Raw genomic sequence first — 19,261 nt, forward strand, 5'->3', positions numbered from 1 at the left:
TCCTCTTTCGCAGTATGCTAAACAACAATGGTATTTGAACTGGATACTAAAAAACTTGAATTTCCACACCCTAGCTATGCAGAAGGAGATGGTTTACTTGCTGTAGGTGGGGATCTTTCCGTCGATCGACTGCTACTCGCCTATAGTAATGGGATTTTCCCTTGGTTTGACGAGGTCAGCCCTATTCTTTGGTATGCCCCAAACCCTCGATTCGTGATCGATCCACGCAAAATCAAAATCAGCAAGAGTATGGCGAACGTCCTTCGGAAAAATATATTTTCGTTCTCGATAGACCGCAACTTTAACGCAGTGATTCATCATTGCGCAACTATGAATAGAAAAGATCAGGAAGGTACCTGGATTACCGCGGACATGATAGATGCCTATAGCAAACTTGCTTCACTGGGCTATGCCCACTCGGTGGAGGTATGGCAAGACAATTTGCTGGTTGGGGGACTTTACGGTGTATTAATCAATGGTGTATTTTGTGGTGAAAGTATGTTTTCTAAAGTCGCCAACGCATCGAAGGCAGCGCTGATTTACCTTGCCCAAGAAATCGAATTACATCTGATTGATTGCCAGTTTCATACCAGTCATCTGGAAAGTATGGGCGGAGAATATCTTTCGCTGACAGATTATTTAGCTATATTAACAAAAAAGCACAACGATGAGTAGTCCATATCGCAAACATTTTGACATCGCGCCAGCGGTCACTTACCTAACGACACCGGGATCGGGTTTACTTTCACGTGAAACAAAGGCGTGGCGCGCCAAGAGAGACCAAGATTTCTTTGATTCAAACTCAAACTTACGTGAACAGCAAAGCGCGACCTTGGATGCCTGCAGGACTACATTAGGAGCATTTTTCAATTGTCCTTCCCAAAATGTCTTCTTATCCAGTTGTTTTTCTTTTGCTTTCAATGCACTATTGACCGGTTTACCTGAGCAATCTAAGGTTCTTCTGCTGGATAATGATTATCCTTCTGTTAATTTCCCAACAATTTTAAGTGGTTTTGAACATCAATTTGTGACGGTGGACGAACAACTGGAAGCAAATTTATTGGACACAATAGCAACATTCAAACCAGATGTTCTCATCCTTTCCATTGTTCAATATATTTCGGGATTAAAAATAGACCTATCTTTCATACAGGAATTGAAGCATCAGCATCCCGACTTGCTGATCGTCGGTGACGGCACCCAGTTTTTGGGAACAGATCTTTTTGATTTCACGCTTTCGGGCTTTGACGCCGTATTGTCCAGTGGATACAAATGGCTTATGGCTGGCTTTGGCAATGGCTTTGTGCTCTTAAGCGAAAGGCTCAAAGCGATGCTCTATGCGAATATTCAGGAAAACTACAGCTTTCTCAACAACCAATGGATGAATAAATCTGTGGTACAACTCTGTTTCGAGCCCGGCCATTTGGATACGTTGTCACACGGAACGTTGCAGCAGTCTCTAATCCAATTGGAGCAGTGGGGATTTTCCGAAACAGTGACCTATACCCAACAATTGATCATGGATGCCCGCGCTGAACTTGCCGACCGGAAACTGTTGTTGGATAGCATCGTAAACCGACGTCCACAAAGCAACATTTTCAATATACAAATCGACCACGACTATTATCAAGCCCTTCTGGATGAAGGCATAAAATGCTTTCCCCGAGGTTCGGGAATCCGTGTCGGATTTCATTTATACAATGATCACTCGGACCTTGAGAAGCTACTATATATTATTGACACAAAAGTAAAGTAAACATGAAATTTAGAATAGGCGACTTAGTACGGTTTGTCGATGAACCCATTGAGGGGCATATCACATCCATGCAGCCCAACGATATTGTAGGCGTTACAGACGACACCGGTTTTGAGATTCCGGTGCCAATGGATAAAATCACCCTTGTCTTCGGTAATATGCGTCGCGCAGATGATGAACTTGACCAACATGCGACACCACTGACACCACATCGATTTATCGAAAAAGGAATACTTTTGGCAATCTCGGGAGATCACAAAGATGGACTTGCCAAATTACACATCATCAATGAAACGAGCTTTGAACTCCTAGTATCTGTATCTGAAGCAACAGCGAATAAAGTGAAAGGTATTTTCAGTAATAAGATACCACCGCATGACTCGATTCAGTTTTATACAGGAAACTTTGCAAATGTTGGAAAGTGGCCGACCTTCCGTTTTCAGATCTTACGCCATAGCAGCAGTTTGCAGGAACTGACCTCACCAATCAACAGAGAACAGCGTGTGCGTCCGGTAGACCTTACTAATCCTAAAGTTCTTAACGAAATTTTAGATGAGAAGATATGGTTCTACGAATTGGATAAGATCGAAGAAGATTTAGGATTGGACAAATTGAAAAATCATTTTATACCGCATCGTCCAAACAAAAAATAAGCTAGGTGTTTTTCATCTAGCTTATTTTTTGTAAATGCCTTCACTACTCTGCCGACGATCCAACCTTTTTGGTACTTAACACCAACAATAAGATACCTACCAGATAGACAATCCAGCCCCAGCGCATATGCAGGGATTTAGAAAGCAATTTATCAGCAAAGCCCCAACCGAAATAATTATTGATCTTAAACCAGACTGCTGTTATACTCACAATATACCAGCAGGCCGCCAATCGCGTCATCCATTGATAAGCGCGAACCGCACGGACAAAAAACAACAGCGCAGTCACCCCCAAAATCAGCAGGGTAATAAAGAACAAATAGGCATCTACCTGATAGAGGTTCCAATTTCCTTTAATAGGTACTTTTAAAAACGGCGTCATACTGGAAAAAAAGCAGATCACCAGTCCAACAATGGCAACGTATTTTTTGATAATAATCATAATTCAAATTGCTTTAAAATTCGTACGAATATAAGTTGAATATTGACACTTATATAACATGTCTTTCGCTTTTTGAAAAATTATTCTATTTTTAGAGACAATTAGAGACAATTCTCGTTCAGTGTTAGCCACATTAATGCTAATCAGCAGCACACGGAGTAGGGCTACAATGTGGTGATGTCTATAAATGGGAGAATAAATTTTTAGGGTTAAGCCGAATAATAAACATGAAAAGAGAAGTTGAGGAAATAGCCGCAGAACAACCTGCACAGCCAAAGAAAAAGAAAAAAGTCTATATCATTATCGGTATCGTGCTATTAGTTATCCTGGCCGGCGGCGGATATTACAATTATAACCAGCGACAAGCGATCCAAGGATTGGAGGTCGATAGCACTGCTACCCCTGCTATCGGGTATGAAAACGCAGACCCCAAAGACCTAGAAGATGCTGATGGTTGGAGTTCATTAGAAGACTATCAGCACTGGAACAATGCCATCTTCACTATACCGGAATATGACAACATTCCCTTGCGTTATAGAAGGGGTATTACTAAGATATTCATGGGCAACAACTATCTTGAACCTGTAGAGGATAAACCCATCTACAAATTTACCCGAATAAAAGATCGCGCTAAATCTGTTTTTTGTTATGGAAACTTCACCGATCGCAACGATTCAGATAGCTGGAATAAGGAAATGGCATTTTTGATCGAAAAAAATGATTACCAGAGCAGTGCGATTTGGATCATTTCAGCAAAGGGTGATATTCTCTTCTGGAAGGAATATTCGAGTGAATTGCCGCTGATCAATAGTTTCAAAAAGGGGCAAAAGATTTTTATGGATGAAATGAAGCTGGTCCCCGCTCCTGCCGACGGGATTATTGTCAAGAATAAGAACTCCAAATACGCACTGATTTACAATAAAAGTAGCAAAACTTTTGACAGCTATTACCAATATAGTGATAGTGAAATTCAAGAAGCTACCGCCTCAGAAGAGACACCTTATGTGGAAGAATTGGAAGATGTTACCGTAGACTCTGTTGGGATAAATTCGGATGTTAAAGAGTAAGAACTGCTTTATTTAGCTCAAAACTTTCGTCACTCCGTATCGTGATGAAAATCATTTGGTCATAAATAAAAAATTAACTAACTGTAATACAAATAGTTGACAATTAAAAATGGCTATTTAAAATCTTTCTAAATTAACCCCTTTGACAGATTTTTGACACAAGCACAAAGCTTTTAAGCTACATTTGTACCGTTAAATATAAGCGAGGGATTAGAGCTTTGAAAAATCTTAAAGTATTAGCGTTTACTCATAAACATGTCGAACTAAAAGATCTAGGTAGTCTAGTAATCTGCAATGAGGATTTAGAAAGTCGGCTCATCAATCTAAAGCACAGCTTAGATATTCCGGAGATCTTTTATATTGGTACTTGTAACCGAGTAGAGTTTGTATTTTATGGTGCTCATGAATTGACCCATGAATTTATCGCCGATTTTATGGGTAAATTAAATTTCTGCGTACCCCAAGAAAGGCTACAATGCTATTTAGGACAGGTCAATAAATATGAGGGGATGGATGCTTTAAATCATTTACTTCGGATGTCCTGCTCACTTGAAAGTCTTGTCGTTGGAGAAAAAGAGATTCTTGCACAGGTAAGACGAGCTTATGATCGTTGCAGAGAGGCTGGTTTTACGGGAGATTTTTTACGCCTGATGATGGATCGACTTGTAAAAACAGCCAAAGAGGTGTACACGTATACTAAAATTTCCAGAAATCCCATTTCAGTTGTTTCTCTTGCTTACCGCAAATTACGAGAGTTAAAACTGGTTGAAAACCCTAGAATTGTTATCATCGGTTCTGGAGAAACCAATCAGAATTTAGCGAAATATTTCCAAAAAAATCAAAAAGCTAAGTTTGTTATCTTCAACCGTACTGTAGAGAACGCCAAAGCCTTAGCCAAAGAATTGAATGCTGAAGCTTTTCCTTTAGCAGACATTGGTCAATATAAAGAAGGTTTCGATATTCTGATAACCTGTACAGGGGCGCCTACCTCAATTGTCGACAACGCACTTTATCAATCCTTATTAAATGGCGAGACGGATAAGAAAGTTATCATTGACTTAGCCGTTCCGAATGATATTGATGCTGAAGTTCTCAAAAATAATCCGATTCACTATATCGAAGTGAGCAGCTTACAAGCAATTGCAGAGAAAAATATTCAAGAGCGTTATAATGAATTAGAAAGTGCGGAGAAGATCATTCAGGATAATATTGAGGAGTTTTTACCGTTAATCAAACAACGCCGTGTGGAAGTTGCGATGCGTGAGGTTCCTGAAAAGATTAAAGAAATTAAATCTTTCGCCCTAAATGAGGTATTTGCCCAAGAAGTGCAGGCCTTAACTCCAGAGGCACGAGAGGTGCTGGAAAAAGTAATCAACTATATGGAAAAAAAATACATTAAGGTTCCGATGGTTATGGCGAAAGAAATTTTGGTTAAAACTCCCGAAACCGAGAAAAACTAGCACGCCTACCCCGAAGTTTTTTGTGCTTGACGTACCCTATAATTCTTGAGTAGATTCTATTTCCGTCCAGTGGAGCTGATCGTTGGCTGTTTCCTTTAAATTTCGGCTTATCAACTATTTCCCGACATATAATGACAGTAACGTGTCAACATATTCCTTCTATTTATTTATTTTTGTTCAGATAAATTGTTTTAAACAAATTTTCCGAAACTGTTCATTTCCGAAGCTGAATTGAATCAATAACGCGCCCAGTGTGCAAGGCATTTGTAGCTAACGGCAGAACATTTTTGTGATCGTTTTAATAGGTAAAGTAAAATTAACGTGAATAGAAAACTAATTATTGGTACCCGGGGAAGTGTTCTTGCCATGTGGCAGGCAAATTTTGTAAAAGATCGATTGGCAGAAATTGGAATTGAAGCAGAATTAAAAGTCATAAAAACACAGGGTGATATTATACAGCACCTTCGTTTGGATAAATTGGAAGGTAAAGGATTTTTCACCAAAGAGCTTGAAGAAGAACTTTTAAGCGGGACCATCGATTTAGCTGTTCACTCTCACAAAGATTTACCTACAGTTAACCCACCGGGATTGATTATTGCAGCGGTGTCTGAGCGCGAAGATCCGTCGGAATTATTGATTATCCACAAAGATTGCGTGGACATTAAAAAGCGTCTTTCATTGAAGCACAACGCGACTGTTGGCACATCATCCAACCGTAGAAAAGCACAGATATCAGCGCTGCGCCCTGATCTGGAGTTTGACGATCTCCGTGGCAACTTGCAGACAAGGATGCAAAAGTTACGGGACGAGCAGTATGACGCTATTGTCCTTGCAAAGGCAGGTATTAGCCGTATTGAAATGGATATCAGTGATTTCCATGTGGAAGAAATCCCTCCTGTTGAAATTATCCCCGCTCCAGCGCAGGGAGTGTTGGCGATCCAGATTCGTGAAGTTGATCGGGAGCTATTTGACGCTTTGCAGCCATTGAATAATGAAGAAGTAGCCAAAACAATCGCTGTAGAACGTTTGGTATTGAATAAATTTGACGCGGGCTGCCATGCTCCGCTTGGATGTTATTGCCGCAAGAGCGGCGATGAATATGAAGCTTGGGCTTCTATTGCCGAAACAAGTGAAGATTTTCCTGACCGGGTTTACCTGAGAGATACCGACACAATACGTTTAGCAGAGCGCATCTTCAGCAAATATTCAAAGAACAGAAAACTGCCGCAGTCTGTATTTATTTCCCGGGAGGTAGACGAAAATTCCTATTTTGCAAGGTCCATGGCCAAACATAATATTGCAATTGAAGGCCGTTCATTGATTAAAATATTTCCTATCATCAACAAATTAGATCCTTTCATTTTGAAACATGTGGATTGGATCATATTTTCAAGTAAAAATGGTATTGAACACTTCTTCAATTTGGAACCTCGTTTGAGTAAAAAGACTAAGATCGGTGTCATTGGACGCGGCTCAGAGGAGGTTTTACGCAAGTATGATCGAGTCGCGGACTTTTCTGGCGACAGCGAGGGGATTAATATGGAAGAAATAGCAAAGAAATTTGCAGAACTGGCGAATGGAGGTACTGTACTTATTCCGCGGGCAAAAGAATCTCTGGAAACAATCCAAAAGGCGTTAAGTGCTGAAACGAAAATCATCAATATGCCAGTATATGAAACTGTTTTAGAAGAAAATGTAGATCCATCGAATGCAGAAGTCTTGGTGTTTACGAGCCCAAGCAATGTAGAAGCATATTTTGCGGACAATCTATTGGAACCTGGCCAGAAAGTAATCTGTATTGGTCGTTCTACAGGCGCAAAATTTGATGCGATGAATGTTTCTTATACACTTCCTTATTCTCCGGATGAAATTGGCCTTTCAGAAGCCGTTTTTGGATTGGAGTATTAGTCATTGGAAAAAGCCGTTCGTAAGTCAAACTGAGTTGATGGTTTTACCGCATTTGCATTTAAACAACACTAGATCATAAATAATCTTAATATAATGTTACAACGTCCGAGAAGAAATCGTAAATCTGCCGTGATTCGCGACATGATTCAAGAGACACGTTTAGACGCGTCAAATTTGATTTTCCCACTTTTTATTGTTGATGGGCAAAATCAAAAAACTGAGGTTAAATCGATGCCAGGCATCTATCGCTATTCTATAGACAATCTATTGAAAGAGGTAGAAAGCTGCTTAAAACTGGGCTTACGCTCATTTGATCTTTTCCCAAATATTGAAGAGTCACTAAAAGACAAATATGCTACAGAAAGCTACCGTGACGGAAGTTTATACCTACTTGCGATTGCCGCTGTCAAGAAAAATTTCCCTGAGGCTTGCATCGTAACAGATGTTGCTATGGATCCCTACAGTAGCGATGGCCACGATGGCATTGTCGAAAACGGTGAAATCCTAAACGATGAGACATTAGAAGTATTGGGTAAAATGGCCTTGGCACATGCACAATCGGGGGCTGATATTATCGCTCCATCGGATATGATGGATGGCCGCATCGGTTACATCCGGGAGCTACTAGACCATAATGGTTTTACCAAAGTTTCTTTGATGTCTTATACGGCAAAATATGCTTCGGCTTATTATGGCCCTTTTAGAGATGCATTAGGTTCTGCGCCTAAACATGGAGACAAGAAGACCTACCAAATGAATCCTGCAAACGCAAAAGAAGCGCTTATCGAAGCCCAGCTTGATGCACAAGAAGGGGCTGATTTTCTGATGGTCAAACCAGGACTTCCTTACTTAGATATCGTTAAACTTCTAGCGGACAACTTCGATCTTCCCATTGCAGTGTATAATGTGAGCGGCGAATATGCGATGTTAAAAGCCGCGATTCAAAACGGTTGGTTAGACGAACGTGTCATTCTAGAAACCTTATTAAGTTTCAGACGTGCCGGCGCCACTGCCATCCTATCTTACCACTCCAAAGAAGTATTGGAGAAAGGTTTTATTTCGCATTCAACTATTTAGACTATGCAAGCACCTGATATATCAAGAGCACAATCTGCCGAGCTGTTCGAAAAAGCAAAACAATATTTCCCTGGAGGCGTAAACTCTCCTGTTAGGGCGTTCAAATCTGTATACGGTACCCCATTATTTATTGAGCGTGGCGATAAGGCACATCTTTGGGATGCTGATGGCAATGAATTCATCGATTTTTGCTGCTCATGGGGCCCATTAATTTTAGGGCACAACAATGAGCAGGTTAGAGAGGCTGTAGCCGCGCAACTAGGCAAAGGATTAAGCTTTGGCGCTCCGACGGCATTGGAAAACCAATTGGCTGAATTGATTATTGAAAACAATAGATTTATTGAAAAAATTCGCTTTGTGAGTTCGGGAACTGAAGCAGTAATGTCTGCTATACGTTTGGCTAGAGGGTATACGAAACGGGATAAGATCATCAAATTTGACGGCTGTTATCATGGGCACTCCGACTCCCTTTTGGTGAAAGCTGGTTCGGGTTTGGTTACCTTTGGCGAAACATCCTCGGCGGGTGTTCCTAAAGCATTTGCAGATGAAACCATCGTTATTGAATTAAGCGATAAGCAAGCTTTAGAAACTGCGTTTGCAGAATTTAAAGATCAGATCGCGGCAGTAATTATTGAGGGTATCCCTGCAAACAATGGACTATTGTTGCAGTCCAAGGAATATATTCACTTCTTGCGTGATATCACCAAAGAAAATGGTACGTTGTTGATAATGGATGAAGTAATTACCGGATTCCGCATCGGTTTTGAAGGAGCTTCTGCTTACTATGATATACAACCGGATATTATCACCTACGGGAAAATTATTGGTGGTGGAATGCCTGTCGGCGCTTATGGCGCATCGAAAGAGCTGATGGCTTGTATTTCTCCTGACGGTGCCGTTTACCAAGCCGGAACTTTATCTGGCAATCCAGTTGCCATGGCTGCCGGTATTGCAGCATTGGGCATCTTGGCTCAAAAGGATTTTTACACAAATCTAAATGCCAAAACAGAAGCTTTCGTCAATGATATGCGTGCTTACATTGCCGAGAAAGGATATAAAGTTCAACTTTTCCACGTGGCTTCTATTTTTTGGTTTGCATTTACAGAACAGCAAGAAATTCAAAAAGCAAGTGAGATCGATCCTAAATCAATGGAATCGTATAAAGTAATGCACCGCGAATTATTAAATCGTGGTGTTTATTTTGGGCCATCTGGATATGAAGTTGGTTTTGTTTCTGACGCACATACAAAAGCAGACCTTGACCAGGCAAAACAACATATTTTTGATGCTTTGGATATTGTTTTCAGCGCATAAATACTTTGCTATCTATAAAAAATGCCCTCTATCCATATGGTTGGAGGGCGTTTTTATAGATGCGTAAAGTTGAAATATGGCGTTAGCTTCCTTATTAAAGTTTGTTGGCCAACTTCTTATCTTTAGACTTCATCTTATTCAATCCCGCGATAAGCTCATCCAATGAAAACTTGCCTTTGATATCCATGAATACACTTTCGTCTTCATTGTCGTGGACCAGTAGGGAAACACGCTGAATGACATTGTTTTTATCAATACGGGCGTTCAATGATATTTCTTGCCCATCGGTATTAACAACCAAAAGTTCCTCAAATTTATTCTTCCTTAAAAACTTATGGTAGTCGTCCAAAATGCGCGCGTTCTTCGTTTTATCATTATTGGAAAGCGTCAGCATCCTGAACTTTTTTAATTTCTTTACAATCGCAGCCATGGCACGAGCGTCTTCATCGCTTCCATCCTTTAAGGCTTTTTTCATAAAGGGTTTCGTTAACCACATCGGTAAATTAATGGCGACAATCTCCGCCTCGTCAGAAACATTAGACCGGCTGATGAAATCCATATTGGACGTTTTTTTTATCATGCAGGACTGCATGGACAATAGCACGCCAACGAGAAATAACAAGGTTAGTAATCTTTTCATAATTCTTATTTTTTGTGGTTATCGTCCTTGTTCTTACTGGCTTTACTATTGCCTTCATTGACCAAGTTAGTTACGTCTTTCAACGGTATTTCCCCATCAAGGATCATAAATAGATTTTGTCCATCTCCATTGATTGTGAGTAGAAGATTATTTAAAATATCGGCATTTACAGACATATTTTCTACCATAAACCGGATATCCTGACCTTCGCTATTAAGCGACATGAGCTCCTCATACTTTAAGTTGGAAACAGCTCCCCGAATAATATCTGTTAAGGCTTTATCTTCTTCATCCTCAACGATGAGCATACGCAGCGATTTAACGTTCTTTAGCAGTGGACTGATGGTCTGCATATCATCATCGTCTATTTTCAAATTGCCCAACAGTTTGAACATCGGCGCTCCGATTTTAAGTGTTGTTACACCTTTCTTCCCCTGATATTGTTCAAAGAGCTTATCCAATTTTGAAATTTGTGCATTTGCCATACTTGCTACAAGTAGAAGGCATGCTAGTAAAAAACCTTTCATATTATTTTAGTTAATCGTTATTGACATTTGTTTTATATTCATTGCTTTATCTACGCCATTTTCAAGGTTGTTTGCCAACAGGCCTAATGACTTTAACGTCAATTCGACGGCTTCCTGTTCGTTAGCGACAGGCTTACCGTTCAAGACAACATAATCTGCCTGATAGGACGCTACCGTTTCCGATTCCAACCTTTCAGTTGCTACTTCCTTCTTCACTGCCCGATTTTCGGTTTGTTTTCCAACTTTTGGGCGTTTGACTGTCTCAGCTGTCTGTAATGTTTTAGTACGTTTAATTACCTGGATCCTATCCTCAGTAGGAGGATGCACTATTTCTGTGCTCTGATATTCGACTGGCACATTGTCTGCTGGTTTGAGATCATTTATTTCCTTTTCGGCGAGCAAAGGCGATTGTATTGCTGATTGCTGGTTTAGAAATAATGCTAACCCAATACTCATCAAAAGTACTGCCGCTGCCGCGTATTTTATCCAGCCGTCATTCCACCACGTCTTCCCCGTTTTACTTTCGTTGCTTTTGCTTTCAAAATCCTCGAAGGACCATTCCATCTTGAAATTCTTCTCTTCGTTCAATGATTGAAAAAAGAAATCCTCCGAATTTTTCAATTCTTTTTCTTCCTCTAATGACGACTGCCCATTAAAGTATTTGTCTTTCAATTCCTTTAAACTTTTATCTTCCATCACGCTATATCTTATTGTTCAATTGATTTGGAAACCATAACACCTATTTTTTATCGGAATAAATACGCTCTGTTTCGTAATTGAATAATTTTGTCAGCTGCTCTTTCACCTTTTGTCTTGCCCGCATCAGATTTACTCGCACTGCCGACTCGCCCATCTCCAATACCTCAGCAATTTCATCAATGTCATAGTCCTCAACATCGCGCAGATGCATGACAAGGCGTTGTTTTTCTGGAAGTGAATTGATCATCTTGACAATAATTTCCTTTGTATTTCCAATAGTATACTCTGTTGTCGAAACCGCCTGATATTGATTGACATAATCCGATCTAACTTTACCTTTTTTAATCCGATTTAATGCCTCATTTTTTACACTCTGCATGCAGAAAGCTTCCATGTTTTTATATTGAAGCAACTGATCTTTCAATTCCCACAACCGCATCATCACATTCTGTACTGCATCAAAAGCTTCATCATCATCGACCAAGATCCGTTTCGCGAAGCGAAATAGCTTATCCTTATGGATGAAAACGGTATTTTTAAATTGCTCCTGGTTCATGCTATCGTCAATATTGAGATTTACGCTGTTTTAATTTCTAATCGGCTTTTCTCCATCTCAACATCACCTCCGCCTTTTATATCATCAAGACATTTCAGCATATTGATTTATTACATCTAATATGACTATTTTTTTAAGATTATTAATTTCACAGTAGATTATTCCTCAATCAATATTGAAAAAGCCCTATTTTTAACCTTATTACAAACAAAACATGCACACCGACTGTTACTTAAGATGCTGAATGATTAAAAAATTAAACAGAAAAATTATGAAGTATTATAGAATTACAGGGTTTACTGCTGCAATAGCGTTGATGGCAGGCGCTATCGGATGTAACAACTCTTCTACAAAAAACACAAATGGGGCTGACTCAAGCAGCAGTATTGATACCAATACCGCACAAAAAATGGACGCTATCACGGTTAGTCCGATTGCAGACTCCAAAGAATTTCCTGGAGCTGATCTACAAATCGCATCGATCAGTTCGGAAAAGGTAGGTACTGACTCCGCAAAAGTATCGGTAAAATATGCAATTAAAAATTTCAAGTTAACTGAAATGACCGATGATACTCATGCTACCCACATGGCAAACTCGCACGATGGACAACACATTCATTTTATTTTAGACAATCAACCTTACACGGCTCTTTATAAACCGGAGCACTCTGTGACTGTAGCGTTAAATTCGGAGCATTACCTGCTCTCTTTTTTATCGAGATCGTATCATGAGTCCATAAAAACTACTGAAGCGTCTAAGTTGGTAAAATTTAAAATTGATGCCACAGGTAAATTGACAACGGACGCGATGCCAAAGGAACCGTCACTATTCTATTCTCGACCTAAAGGTGAGTACAAGGGTGACGAAACAAAAAATCTACTGTTGGATTTTTATTTGGTCAATACTAAACTTGCCCCAGATGGAAATAAGGTCGTAGCGGATATCAATGGGCAGACATTTACATTGGATAAATGGGGTCCTTATGAAATAAAAGGCTTGCCATTAGGCGATACTAAAGTAAAACTGACTTTGGTAGACAAAGAAGGTAATGCAATTACAGGAGATAATGTTTCGGTAGAACGAGATATTAAGCTCTCCGAGAAATAGAGGTTAAAAAATAAAGGAGTCCATTTTGATGCGACTCCTTTATTTTTTACCAATTATCACTATTAATTGATGCAATTTTTTCTTTCAACGAATGAATAAATTCATTTACATTTTTGTCAATTAATAGCACTTCTTTTTTACCTATTATTTTTCCGTCTTCAGTAAAAAGACCGCTTGCCCCTGATCCGAACGTCTTCTTTCCAACTAAACTTAACGTTGTATTAGAGCCATACTTTAGACAATCAAAAATGGGTTCAAATCGAATTTTGCCATCTCTAAATTGCAGATCATATTTATAATGATATTGGGCGTACAACGCGCCTGTAAAAAGCCCCTGTTCAACTTTAATCCAATCACGCCCATTAATTACTAAATATTTAAAAGAAAATTAAACATAGGTTTTAAGGTAATTTATCAAAGTCAATTTTTGGAGCTTTTCCCTTATTGACAAATTCAAATTTGCTGCCTGGCTTAACGATTTCATTAAAGAAACCACCATTTTTCAGAAAATAACCATCTTTTGTGATACCACCCATTGCATCAATTCGCTGATTAGCACGGTACGTATTGTCGACACTCAATGACGCCTCTTGAACAGCCTTCCACTGCCCATCATATACCCATTGATTGCCAAACTCAACCTTTCTACCTAGATACCCTTGATTAGGGCTAAAATTCTCCAAGAAACTGTGGAATCGCTTCAGATAGGTATTCGTTTGTGGGCGTTTGAAACTTGCAATCACATTCCAGGCATGCTCTTCCGGAATAAAAAACCAAGCGGTATAATCAGTATTTCCTTTTCCATCGGGCTCTCCTTTCAAGAGAAACTTATAGGTTACCCCCGCCTTCCAAAAATACTTGCGGTAACTCTGTCCGCCAGAACCCTCGTTGCCAAATTCTCCGGAATGCACCTCTTTTCCTTTTTTCAGCAAATGGATTTTCTGTTCCTCCGGAATACTTTTCGGATCATCTGTATGGAATGGACTCCATACTGAAAAAAGAATACGTCGTTCTGTTTCCGAATTTACCTGTATACCAAAATATCCTTCTCCAAAACCATTAGCCATAAAATAAGAACCAACTTTATCTTCACCTTGAGGGACGGTTACTTCGTTATAATAGTAACTAACATTACCCTCCGTAGGAACAGTATAATTTAGATGACAAGATGGACCTCTTCTGGACCAATAGTAATACTCAGGATCATTGGAAAATAGAAGACCTTCCGAAGCCGCTTCGCCGCTCACAAGCAATTCGGTTACATTGGCAAAATTGCTTCCCGATTTACTTAAGCCCTTTAAATTTACCTGCACGTAACCGGGCGATTTTACATCAATGGACAGAGGCGCTGTTTCCGACAGCTCAGTACTTTCCACATTCACGATCGCCTTTTTTCCTAAAGCGTCTACTGCTATTTTGGATTTTCCAGCGTCGTTTTTTGCCTTCAGTTTCAAAGTCAATTTTCCCGCCTTTTGAGCCCTAAAATAAACCGATACCACTTCTTTTTCGCTGGACCATCTCACAAGACCATTTCGACCAGAAATCTCTGCATTATCAGTTTGTCCTGCGGTAATGAAAGCATTGCCTGCAAGCGGTACGGCATAAGTCTTCCCTACTGTCTGCGCTATACTGCTTATCGAAAGACAGGATAAAGCTCCCATAAAGAGATACTGGATAAAGTGTTTTCTTTTCATACTTTATTTTTTTTATCAATTTATATATCAAACCTAGGCTAGTTATACTACCTGCGGTTATTAATGCTTACCATGAATTCGAGATGCTGCTATACTCGAATACTTCACGAAACCAAACTCCTTTAGCTATTCTGAAACGCAATTTTTCAGCTATCTTTCTCTTACACTTTACTATTGAATAAAGATGGTATCGGTTTGCGAAACTGGATTATTTGATGAAGATAAGGCTTAGATTTACAGAAAAAGAAAGGAAATGTATATCAATCGATTGTGTAAAATTTATCTAAGTACATGACAAAATTTATAACAACTTCTTTCAATAGATCCACAATCTAAGCTTGTACATCAACATCTCTACGATGGCACAACGCATCTTTCTAGTTTCCTCGGCCCTCATTACCTTCACGTTACAAATATGCACCCGAAATCAAGCAATGTCAATAGCAGCAGACACCGGCGAAGAAATACGCCCAAATCCGATGGAAAACGGTTAAAAATGACACCTAAACACAGGGCGCCTTGACCTCAACAAGAGTGATCCTTGAGCTTAACAAGGGCTAAGGTAGGGTGATCCTTTAGTCGATGTAGTATGTTTCTTGTGTCAAGCTTGAGTGGAGCATAAAATTGCGGGTTTTCCAACCCTGACTTTTTCTTATCCCGAGCCCAGGTTGAACGTGGTTCCACCTGTAAGATAGAACTAAGTTTATCGGAACCTGTGTTGCATGGCTTTAAGATTAAGAATATAAGAGTGGAGCTATAAGATAGACAACGCACTGTCTTTGGCAGGAATGACATAAAAAAAGTGAAGGATCTACTCTTCACTTTTAAGGTGATCCTTCAAGTTACTCACAACTTGTTGATATTGCTATTAAATATTTTAAAAATGGCTAAAAACCAACGCTTTTCAAGTTTAATCCTGTTCGCTCGTCTAAACCGAACATTAAGTTCATATTTTGTACAGCTTGACCGGATGCTCCTTTAAGCAAATTATCAGTCGCATTTAAAATAAGGAGTTTATTCCCGTGCTTTTCGAGGTGGATAATACTTTTATTTGTATTAACGACCTGTTTGAGGTCAATATTTTTACGACTGACATGTGTAAAAGGGTGAGCGGCATAATAGCTGTCATACAATGCGTAGGCCTGCTCTTCAGACAAATCGCTGTCTACATAAATTGCCGAAAAAATTCCTCTGGCAAAATCACCACGTTGCGGCACAAAATTAATTCTTTCAGCGGCACGTTCCAGCAATGACTTATTGGACACAGGTAAAAACCCATCTTGAAGCTGATCCAGCGACTCGGAAATTTCCTGCAAATGCTGGTGCTCAAAAGATTTGTAAGCAGAAAGGTTATTGTTGCGCCAAGAAAAGTGTGTCGTCGCTCCGGGTTTCTGTCCTGCTCCTGTGGATCCAGTTGTTGCATTAACATGGATTTGGTCTGGCAACAAACCGTGACTAGCCAATGGCAATAAAGCCAGTTGTATATTTGTAGCAAAGCATCCTGGATTAGCAATATATTGAGCTGTTTTGATTGCTTCTTTGTTGAGTTCTGGAAGCCCGTATACAAATTGCTGTCCTTGATAAGCCGTATTCGCCCGGAGCCGGTAATCTTGTGAAAGATCGATCATCTTTACGGAAGCATCTATTTTATTTGCATCTAGGAATTTGCGTGCATCACCATGACCAACACATAAAAACAAGACATCAATATCGGAGTGAAAGTCCGCAGAGAAGGTCAATTCAGTATCACCAAATAAATCATTGTGAACATCATATAACTTATTTCCTGCATTGGAAGCACTATTGGCAAATACAATTTCCACCTCAGGATGATAAATCAACACACGTAATAACTCACCACCGGTATATCCTGCCGAACCAATTATTCCTACTTTTATCATTTTCTTGAATTTAGTATTTAGGTATGCATTATAAAATGTCGTGCAATGTATTTTTTCCAACAAAGTTTACCGTAGGAAAAAACACATTGCGTAAACAGAGGTTATTTACTTTTGATTGACTTTATGCCAAATAATCGTTTGATTTCCAAATATTTTGGAGAAACCTTTCACATCATCACCTGTATAGCCTTTGTTCATTTCACCGTAGCTACCAAATTTATTGGACATCAAATCATGCTCAGATTCGATACCAATAACGACAAAACGGTATGGATGAAGTTCAACGATCACGCGACCAGTCACAGTTTCTTGTGAGGATTGCAAAAATGCTTCAATATCGCGCATCACAGGATCGTGCATCTGTCCTTCGTGCATATAATTTCCGTAGAAGGCAGCGATTTGATCTTTCCAGGATAATTGCCATTTGGTTAAGGTATGCTTTTCCAGGGTGTGATGTGCCTTAATTAGAATCACTGAAGCTGCGGCTTCAAAACCTACACGTCCCTTGATACCGATGATTGTATCTCCGACATGAATATCACGACCGATACCATAAGGTTGAGCGATGGCCTGTAATTCTTGAATGACCTTAACAGAAGTCATTTTTTCACCATTTAAAGCAACTGGTTCACCCTTTTCAAAATCTATTGTAATTTGCTGTGGTTCTGAAGAAGTGACTGGAGTTGGCCAAGCCGATTCTGGCAAATATTGATTGGACGTCAATGTTTCTGCTCCACCAACAGAAGTACCCCAAAGGCCCTTATTGATCGAATATTTCGCTTTTTCAGCGGAATATTCAACTCCATGTTTGTTCAAATATTCTATTTCTGCTTCGCGGGACAATTGGAGATCGCGGATAGGCGTAATAATTTCAACCCCTGGGATTAACGTCTGGAAAATCATATCAAAACGCACCTGATCATTTCCTGCACCTGTAGATCCATGAGCAACACATTCAGCACCGATTTGCTTTGCATAATTTGCAATAGCAGTAGCCTGACATACGCGCTCTGCAGAAACTGACAATGGGTAAGTCGCATTCTTTAACACATTACCGAAGATCAAGTATTTAATAGTTTCGCGGTAATAGTCTGCTGTTTCGTCAATCGCCGTATGTGATTTTACACCTAATGCATAAGCACGTGCTTCAATATTCTTCAATTCTTCATCCGAAAAACCACCTGTATTTACAACGACCGAATGAACCTCTAAACCTAAATCTTGCGTAAGATAAATACAACAAAACGAAGTATCTAATCCTCCGCTGAATGCTAAAACTACTTTTTTCATTGAGATAAATTGTTTTTTTATTGTGGTGAAACTCTTCTAGCAACCTGCTCTAATTAAGCCTGAGGCGAACTGTTTCATCATTGTTCATTATTTATTTTCAATGGCTGCTAGGCCAGTTGACATACTATGTATGAAATTGCGGAAAACGATGTATGACATCAAATCGCTCCTATTAAACTTATCAAAATCCCTTTGCAACTTTGTTGTGCTTAGACAAATTGATAGACGCAAACTTGTTTGCTGATTTCCAGAACTTTGCCTGTATACGTTTTAACAACGATTGTTTTTGCGTAATTCTTTCCAAGCGTTCCTTCGCTTCATGCTTGCGCTGGATCTTCTCGCGCAATTCACGCTCTTTTTCTTCCGGATCCCAAAGCATGGCTGTGCACATGCAATTTTTACGGTCTTTACTCATCAGGATCTCGTAGTTGACACAACTCTGACAGCCTTTCCAGAATTCATCATCTGTAGTCAGTTCGGAATATGGAACCGGCTCATAACCTAATTCAGAATTGATTTTCATTACGGCGAATCCCGTTGTCAAGCCAAATATCTTTGCTTTGGGGTATTTTTCACGAGAAAGGTCAAAGACTCTTTTTTTAATTGCTTTGGCCAAACCTACTTTTCGGAATTCGGGATTGACAATCAGACCGGAGTTGGCAACATAGTCACCATGTCCCCATGTTTCTATATAACAAAAACCTGCCCATCGGCCATCTTTATGTAAAGCAATCACTGCTTTACCTTCATTCATTTTGTTGGCAACGTATTCTGGTTTACGACGCGCAATACCAGTGCCACGAGCCTTTGCAGACTCGAACATTTCGTCGCAAATAACCTCTGCATAATGTGCATGCTCAGGTTTAGCCGGGATAATTAAAAAATCTGATATAGTCATTGACTTACGACCCTAATAATAAAACAACAACTACCGCCGTGTTTTGTTGACTAAATAAATTAAAATAACGGATTCAAAACCATCGGACAATCATGGTCTTACTTGGAAAGATTCACTACCTCAAATCAAGCCCGAGGTAGTATGGGTCGTCGGAAGCGTAAAACAGGTATTTCTACGAAAATGAAAGCACAGAAGACCTTCTTCATAAACTTTTCAAAAGTTTGAGTACAAGAATAATCTTTCTTTTTGTGCTGTTTCATTTTTTATGATC

General features: G+C 39.6%; 18 protein-coding genes. 9 read left to right on the forward strand and 9 right to left on the reverse strand.

The genetic code is table 11. The features are described 5' to 3' along the window. Positions 1-27 precede the first annotated feature (27 nt). Genes aat through QE382_RS21975 form a run of 3 tightly spaced genes read left to right on the forward strand, consistent with a single transcriptional unit; the run spans position 28 to position 2,409 of the window. The gene (gene aat / locus QE382_RS21965; RefSeq protein WP_307187779.1) at positions 28-675 is read left to right on the forward strand and encodes a leucyl/phenylalanyl-tRNA--protein transferase; all 648 of its coding nucleotides are present in this window, start codon (positions 28-30) and stop codon (positions 673-675) included. Beyond that, positions 668-1,756, forward strand: a complete 1,089-nt coding sequence (locus QE382_RS21970; RefSeq protein WP_307187780.1) for an aminotransferase class V-fold PLP-dependent enzyme — start codon at positions 668-670, stop codon at positions 1,754-1,756. Before aat ends, QE382_RS21970 begins: the two co-directional genes overlap by 8 nt. A gap of 2 nt (positions 1,757-1,758) precedes the next feature. Further along, positions 1,759-2,409, forward strand: coding sequence for a DUF8465 domain-containing protein (locus QE382_RS21975; RefSeq protein ID WP_307187781.1), 651 nt, complete (start codon positions 1,759-1,761; stop codon positions 2,407-2,409). A 43-nt stretch (positions 2,410-2,452) separates the two neighbouring features. On the opposite strand, the gene QE382_RS21980 is transcribed toward QE382_RS21975, so the two are convergent. Beyond that, complete coding sequence (locus QE382_RS21980; RefSeq protein WP_307187782.1) at positions 2,453-2,851, reverse strand: hypothetical protein; 399 nt, start codon at positions 2,849-2,851, stop codon at positions 2,453-2,455. A gap of 227 nt (positions 2,852-3,078) precedes the next feature. Here QE382_RS21980 and QE382_RS21985 point away from each other — a divergent pair, with 227 nt between their 5' ends. The 5 genes from QE382_RS21985 (at position 3,079) to hemL (ending at position 9,677) form a co-directional block, all read left to right on the forward strand. Beyond that, positions 3,079-3,918, forward strand: coding sequence for a hypothetical protein (locus QE382_RS21985; protein WP_307187783.1), 840 nt, complete (start codon positions 3,079-3,081; stop codon positions 3,916-3,918). Between the two features lie 218 nt (positions 3,919-4,136). Continuing rightward, positions 4,137-5,378, forward strand: coding sequence for a glutamyl-tRNA reductase (hemA, locus tag QE382_RS21990; RefSeq protein WP_307187784.1), 1,242 nt, complete (start codon positions 4,137-4,139; stop codon positions 5,376-5,378). Between the two features lie 321 nt (positions 5,379-5,699). Then, positions 5,700-7,286, forward strand: a complete 1,587-nt coding sequence (hemC, locus tag QE382_RS21995) for a hydroxymethylbilane synthase (RefSeq protein WP_307187785.1) — start codon at positions 5,700-5,702, stop codon at positions 7,284-7,286. Between the two features lie 93 nt (positions 7,287-7,379). Then, the gene (gene hemB, locus QE382_RS22000) at positions 7,380-8,363 is read left to right on the forward strand and encodes a porphobilinogen synthase (protein ID WP_307187786.1); all 984 of its coding nucleotides are present in this window, start codon (positions 7,380-7,382) and stop codon (positions 8,361-8,363) included. 3 nt (positions 8,364-8,366) lie between these two features. Next, a complete protein-coding gene (gene hemL / locus QE382_RS22005) occupies positions 8,367-9,677 on the forward strand; it encodes a glutamate-1-semialdehyde 2,1-aminomutase (protein ID WP_307187787.1) in 1,311 nt (436 codons plus the stop codon). 94 nt (positions 9,678-9,771) lie between these two features. Here the strand turns inward: hemL and QE382_RS22010 are convergent, their stop codons facing one another. The 4 genes from QE382_RS22010 to QE382_RS22025 are packed head-to-tail and all read right to left on the reverse strand — an operon-like array spanning position 9,772 to position 12,099. Further along, on the reverse strand, positions 9,772-10,317 hold the full coding sequence (locus QE382_RS22010; protein ID WP_307187788.1) for a DUF4252 domain-containing protein: 546 nt from the start codon (positions 10,315-10,317) through the stop codon (positions 9,772-9,774). Positions 10,318-10,322: 5 nt separating this feature from the next. Beyond that, positions 10,323-10,844, reverse strand: a complete 522-nt coding sequence (locus QE382_RS22015) for a DUF4252 domain-containing protein (RefSeq protein WP_307187789.1) — start codon at positions 10,842-10,844, stop codon at positions 10,323-10,325. 6 nt (positions 10,845-10,850) lie between these two features. After that, positions 10,851-11,540 (reverse strand): hypothetical protein, encoded by a 690-nt coding sequence (locus QE382_RS22020; protein WP_307187790.1) that lies wholly within the window; start codon positions 11,538-11,540, stop codon positions 10,851-10,853. Between the two features lie 43 nt (positions 11,541-11,583). Beyond that, positions 11,584-12,099, reverse strand: coding sequence for a GFO_1088 family ECF-type sigma factor (locus tag QE382_RS22025; protein WP_307187791.1), 516 nt, complete (start codon positions 12,097-12,099; stop codon positions 11,584-11,586). Positions 12,100-12,370: 271 nt separating this feature from the next. On the opposite strand from QE382_RS22025, the gene QE382_RS22030 reads away from it, so the two are divergent. Beyond that, positions 12,371-13,207, forward strand: coding sequence for a hypothetical protein (locus tag QE382_RS22030; RefSeq protein WP_307187792.1), 837 nt, complete (start codon positions 12,371-12,373; stop codon positions 13,205-13,207). A gap of 401 nt (positions 13,208-13,608) precedes the next feature. Here the strand turns inward: QE382_RS22030 and QE382_RS22035 are convergent, their stop codons facing one another. From QE382_RS22035 to QE382_RS22050, 4 genes are all read right to left on the reverse strand, one after another. Then, positions 13,609-14,901, reverse strand: a complete 1,293-nt coding sequence (locus QE382_RS22035; protein ID WP_307187793.1) for a DUF3472 domain-containing protein — start codon at positions 14,899-14,901, stop codon at positions 13,609-13,611. Between the two features lie 887 nt (positions 14,902-15,788). Further along, entirely contained in the window at positions 15,789-16,802 is a 1,014-nt protein-coding gene (gene argC, locus QE382_RS22040; RefSeq protein ID WP_307187794.1) for an N-acetyl-gamma-glutamyl-phosphate reductase, read from the reverse strand. Positions 16,803-16,907: 105 nt separating this feature from the next. Then, the gene (gene argG, locus QE382_RS22045) at positions 16,908-18,092 is read right to left on the reverse strand and encodes an argininosuccinate synthase (protein WP_307187795.1); all 1,185 of its coding nucleotides are present in this window, start codon (positions 18,090-18,092) and stop codon (positions 16,908-16,910) included. Between the two features lie 181 nt (positions 18,093-18,273). Beyond that, a complete protein-coding gene (locus QE382_RS22050) occupies positions 18,274-18,990 on the reverse strand; it encodes a GNAT family N-acetyltransferase (protein ID WP_209577775.1) in 717 nt (238 codons plus the stop codon). Between the last annotated feature and the right edge of the window lie 271 nt (positions 18,991-19,261).

Origin of the sequence: Sphingobacterium zeae, assembly GCF_030818895.1 — a bacterium.
GTDB lineage: Bacteria > Bacteroidota > Bacteroidia > Sphingobacteriales > Sphingobacteriaceae > Sphingobacterium > Sphingobacterium zeae.

Excerpts from the sequence above, each read along its gene's own strand:
- aat (WP_307187779.1), top strand. The coding sequence starts at position 28 with ATGGTATTTGAACTGGATACTAAAAAACTTGAATTTCCACACCCTAGC.
- QE382_RS21970 (WP_307187780.1), top strand. The coding sequence starts at position 668 with ATGAGTAGTCCATATCGCAAACATTTTGACATCGCGCCAGCGGTCACT.
- QE382_RS21975 (WP_307187781.1), top strand. The coding sequence starts at position 1,759 with ATGAAATTTAGAATAGGCGACTTAGTACGGTTTGTCGATGAACCCATT.
- QE382_RS21980 (WP_307187782.1), bottom strand. The coding sequence starts at position 2,851 with ATGATTATTATCAAAAAATACGTTGCCATTGTTGGACTGGTGATCTGC.
- QE382_RS21985 (WP_307187783.1), top strand. The coding sequence starts at position 3,079 with ATGAAAAGAGAAGTTGAGGAAATAGCCGCAGAACAACCTGCACAGCCA.
- hemB (WP_307187786.1), top strand. The coding sequence starts at position 7,380 with ATGTTACAACGTCCGAGAAGAAATCGTAAATCTGCCGTGATTCGCGAC.
- hemL (WP_307187787.1), top strand. The coding sequence starts at position 8,367 with ATGCAAGCACCTGATATATCAAGAGCACAATCTGCCGAGCTGTTCGAA.
- QE382_RS22010 (WP_307187788.1), bottom strand. The coding sequence starts at position 10,317 with ATGAAAAGATTACTAACCTTGTTATTTCTCGTTGGCGTGCTATTGTCC.
- QE382_RS22015 (WP_307187789.1), bottom strand. The coding sequence starts at position 10,844 with ATGAAAGGTTTTTTACTAGCATGCCTTCTACTTGTAGCAAGTATGGCA.
- QE382_RS22020 (WP_307187790.1), bottom strand. The coding sequence starts at position 11,540 with ATGGAAGATAAAAGTTTAAAGGAATTGAAAGACAAATACTTTAATGGG.
- QE382_RS22025 (WP_307187791.1), bottom strand. The coding sequence starts at position 12,099 with ATGAACCAGGAGCAATTTAAAAATACCGTTTTCATCCATAAGGATAAG.
- QE382_RS22030 (WP_307187792.1), top strand. The coding sequence starts at position 12,371 with ATGAAGTATTATAGAATTACAGGGTTTACTGCTGCAATAGCGTTGATG.
- QE382_RS22035 (WP_307187793.1), bottom strand. The coding sequence starts at position 14,901 with ATGAAAAGAAAACACTTTATCCAGTATCTCTTTATGGGAGCTTTATCC.
- argC (WP_307187794.1), bottom strand. The coding sequence starts at position 16,802 with ATGATAAAAGTAGGAATAATTGGTTCGGCAGGATATACCGGTGGTGAG.
- argG (WP_307187795.1), bottom strand. The coding sequence starts at position 18,092 with ATGAAAAAAGTAGTTTTAGCATTCAGCGGAGGATTAGATACTTCGTTT.
- QE382_RS22050 (WP_209577775.1), bottom strand. The coding sequence starts at position 18,990 with ATGACTATATCAGATTTTTTAATTATCCCGGCTAAACCTGAGCATGCA.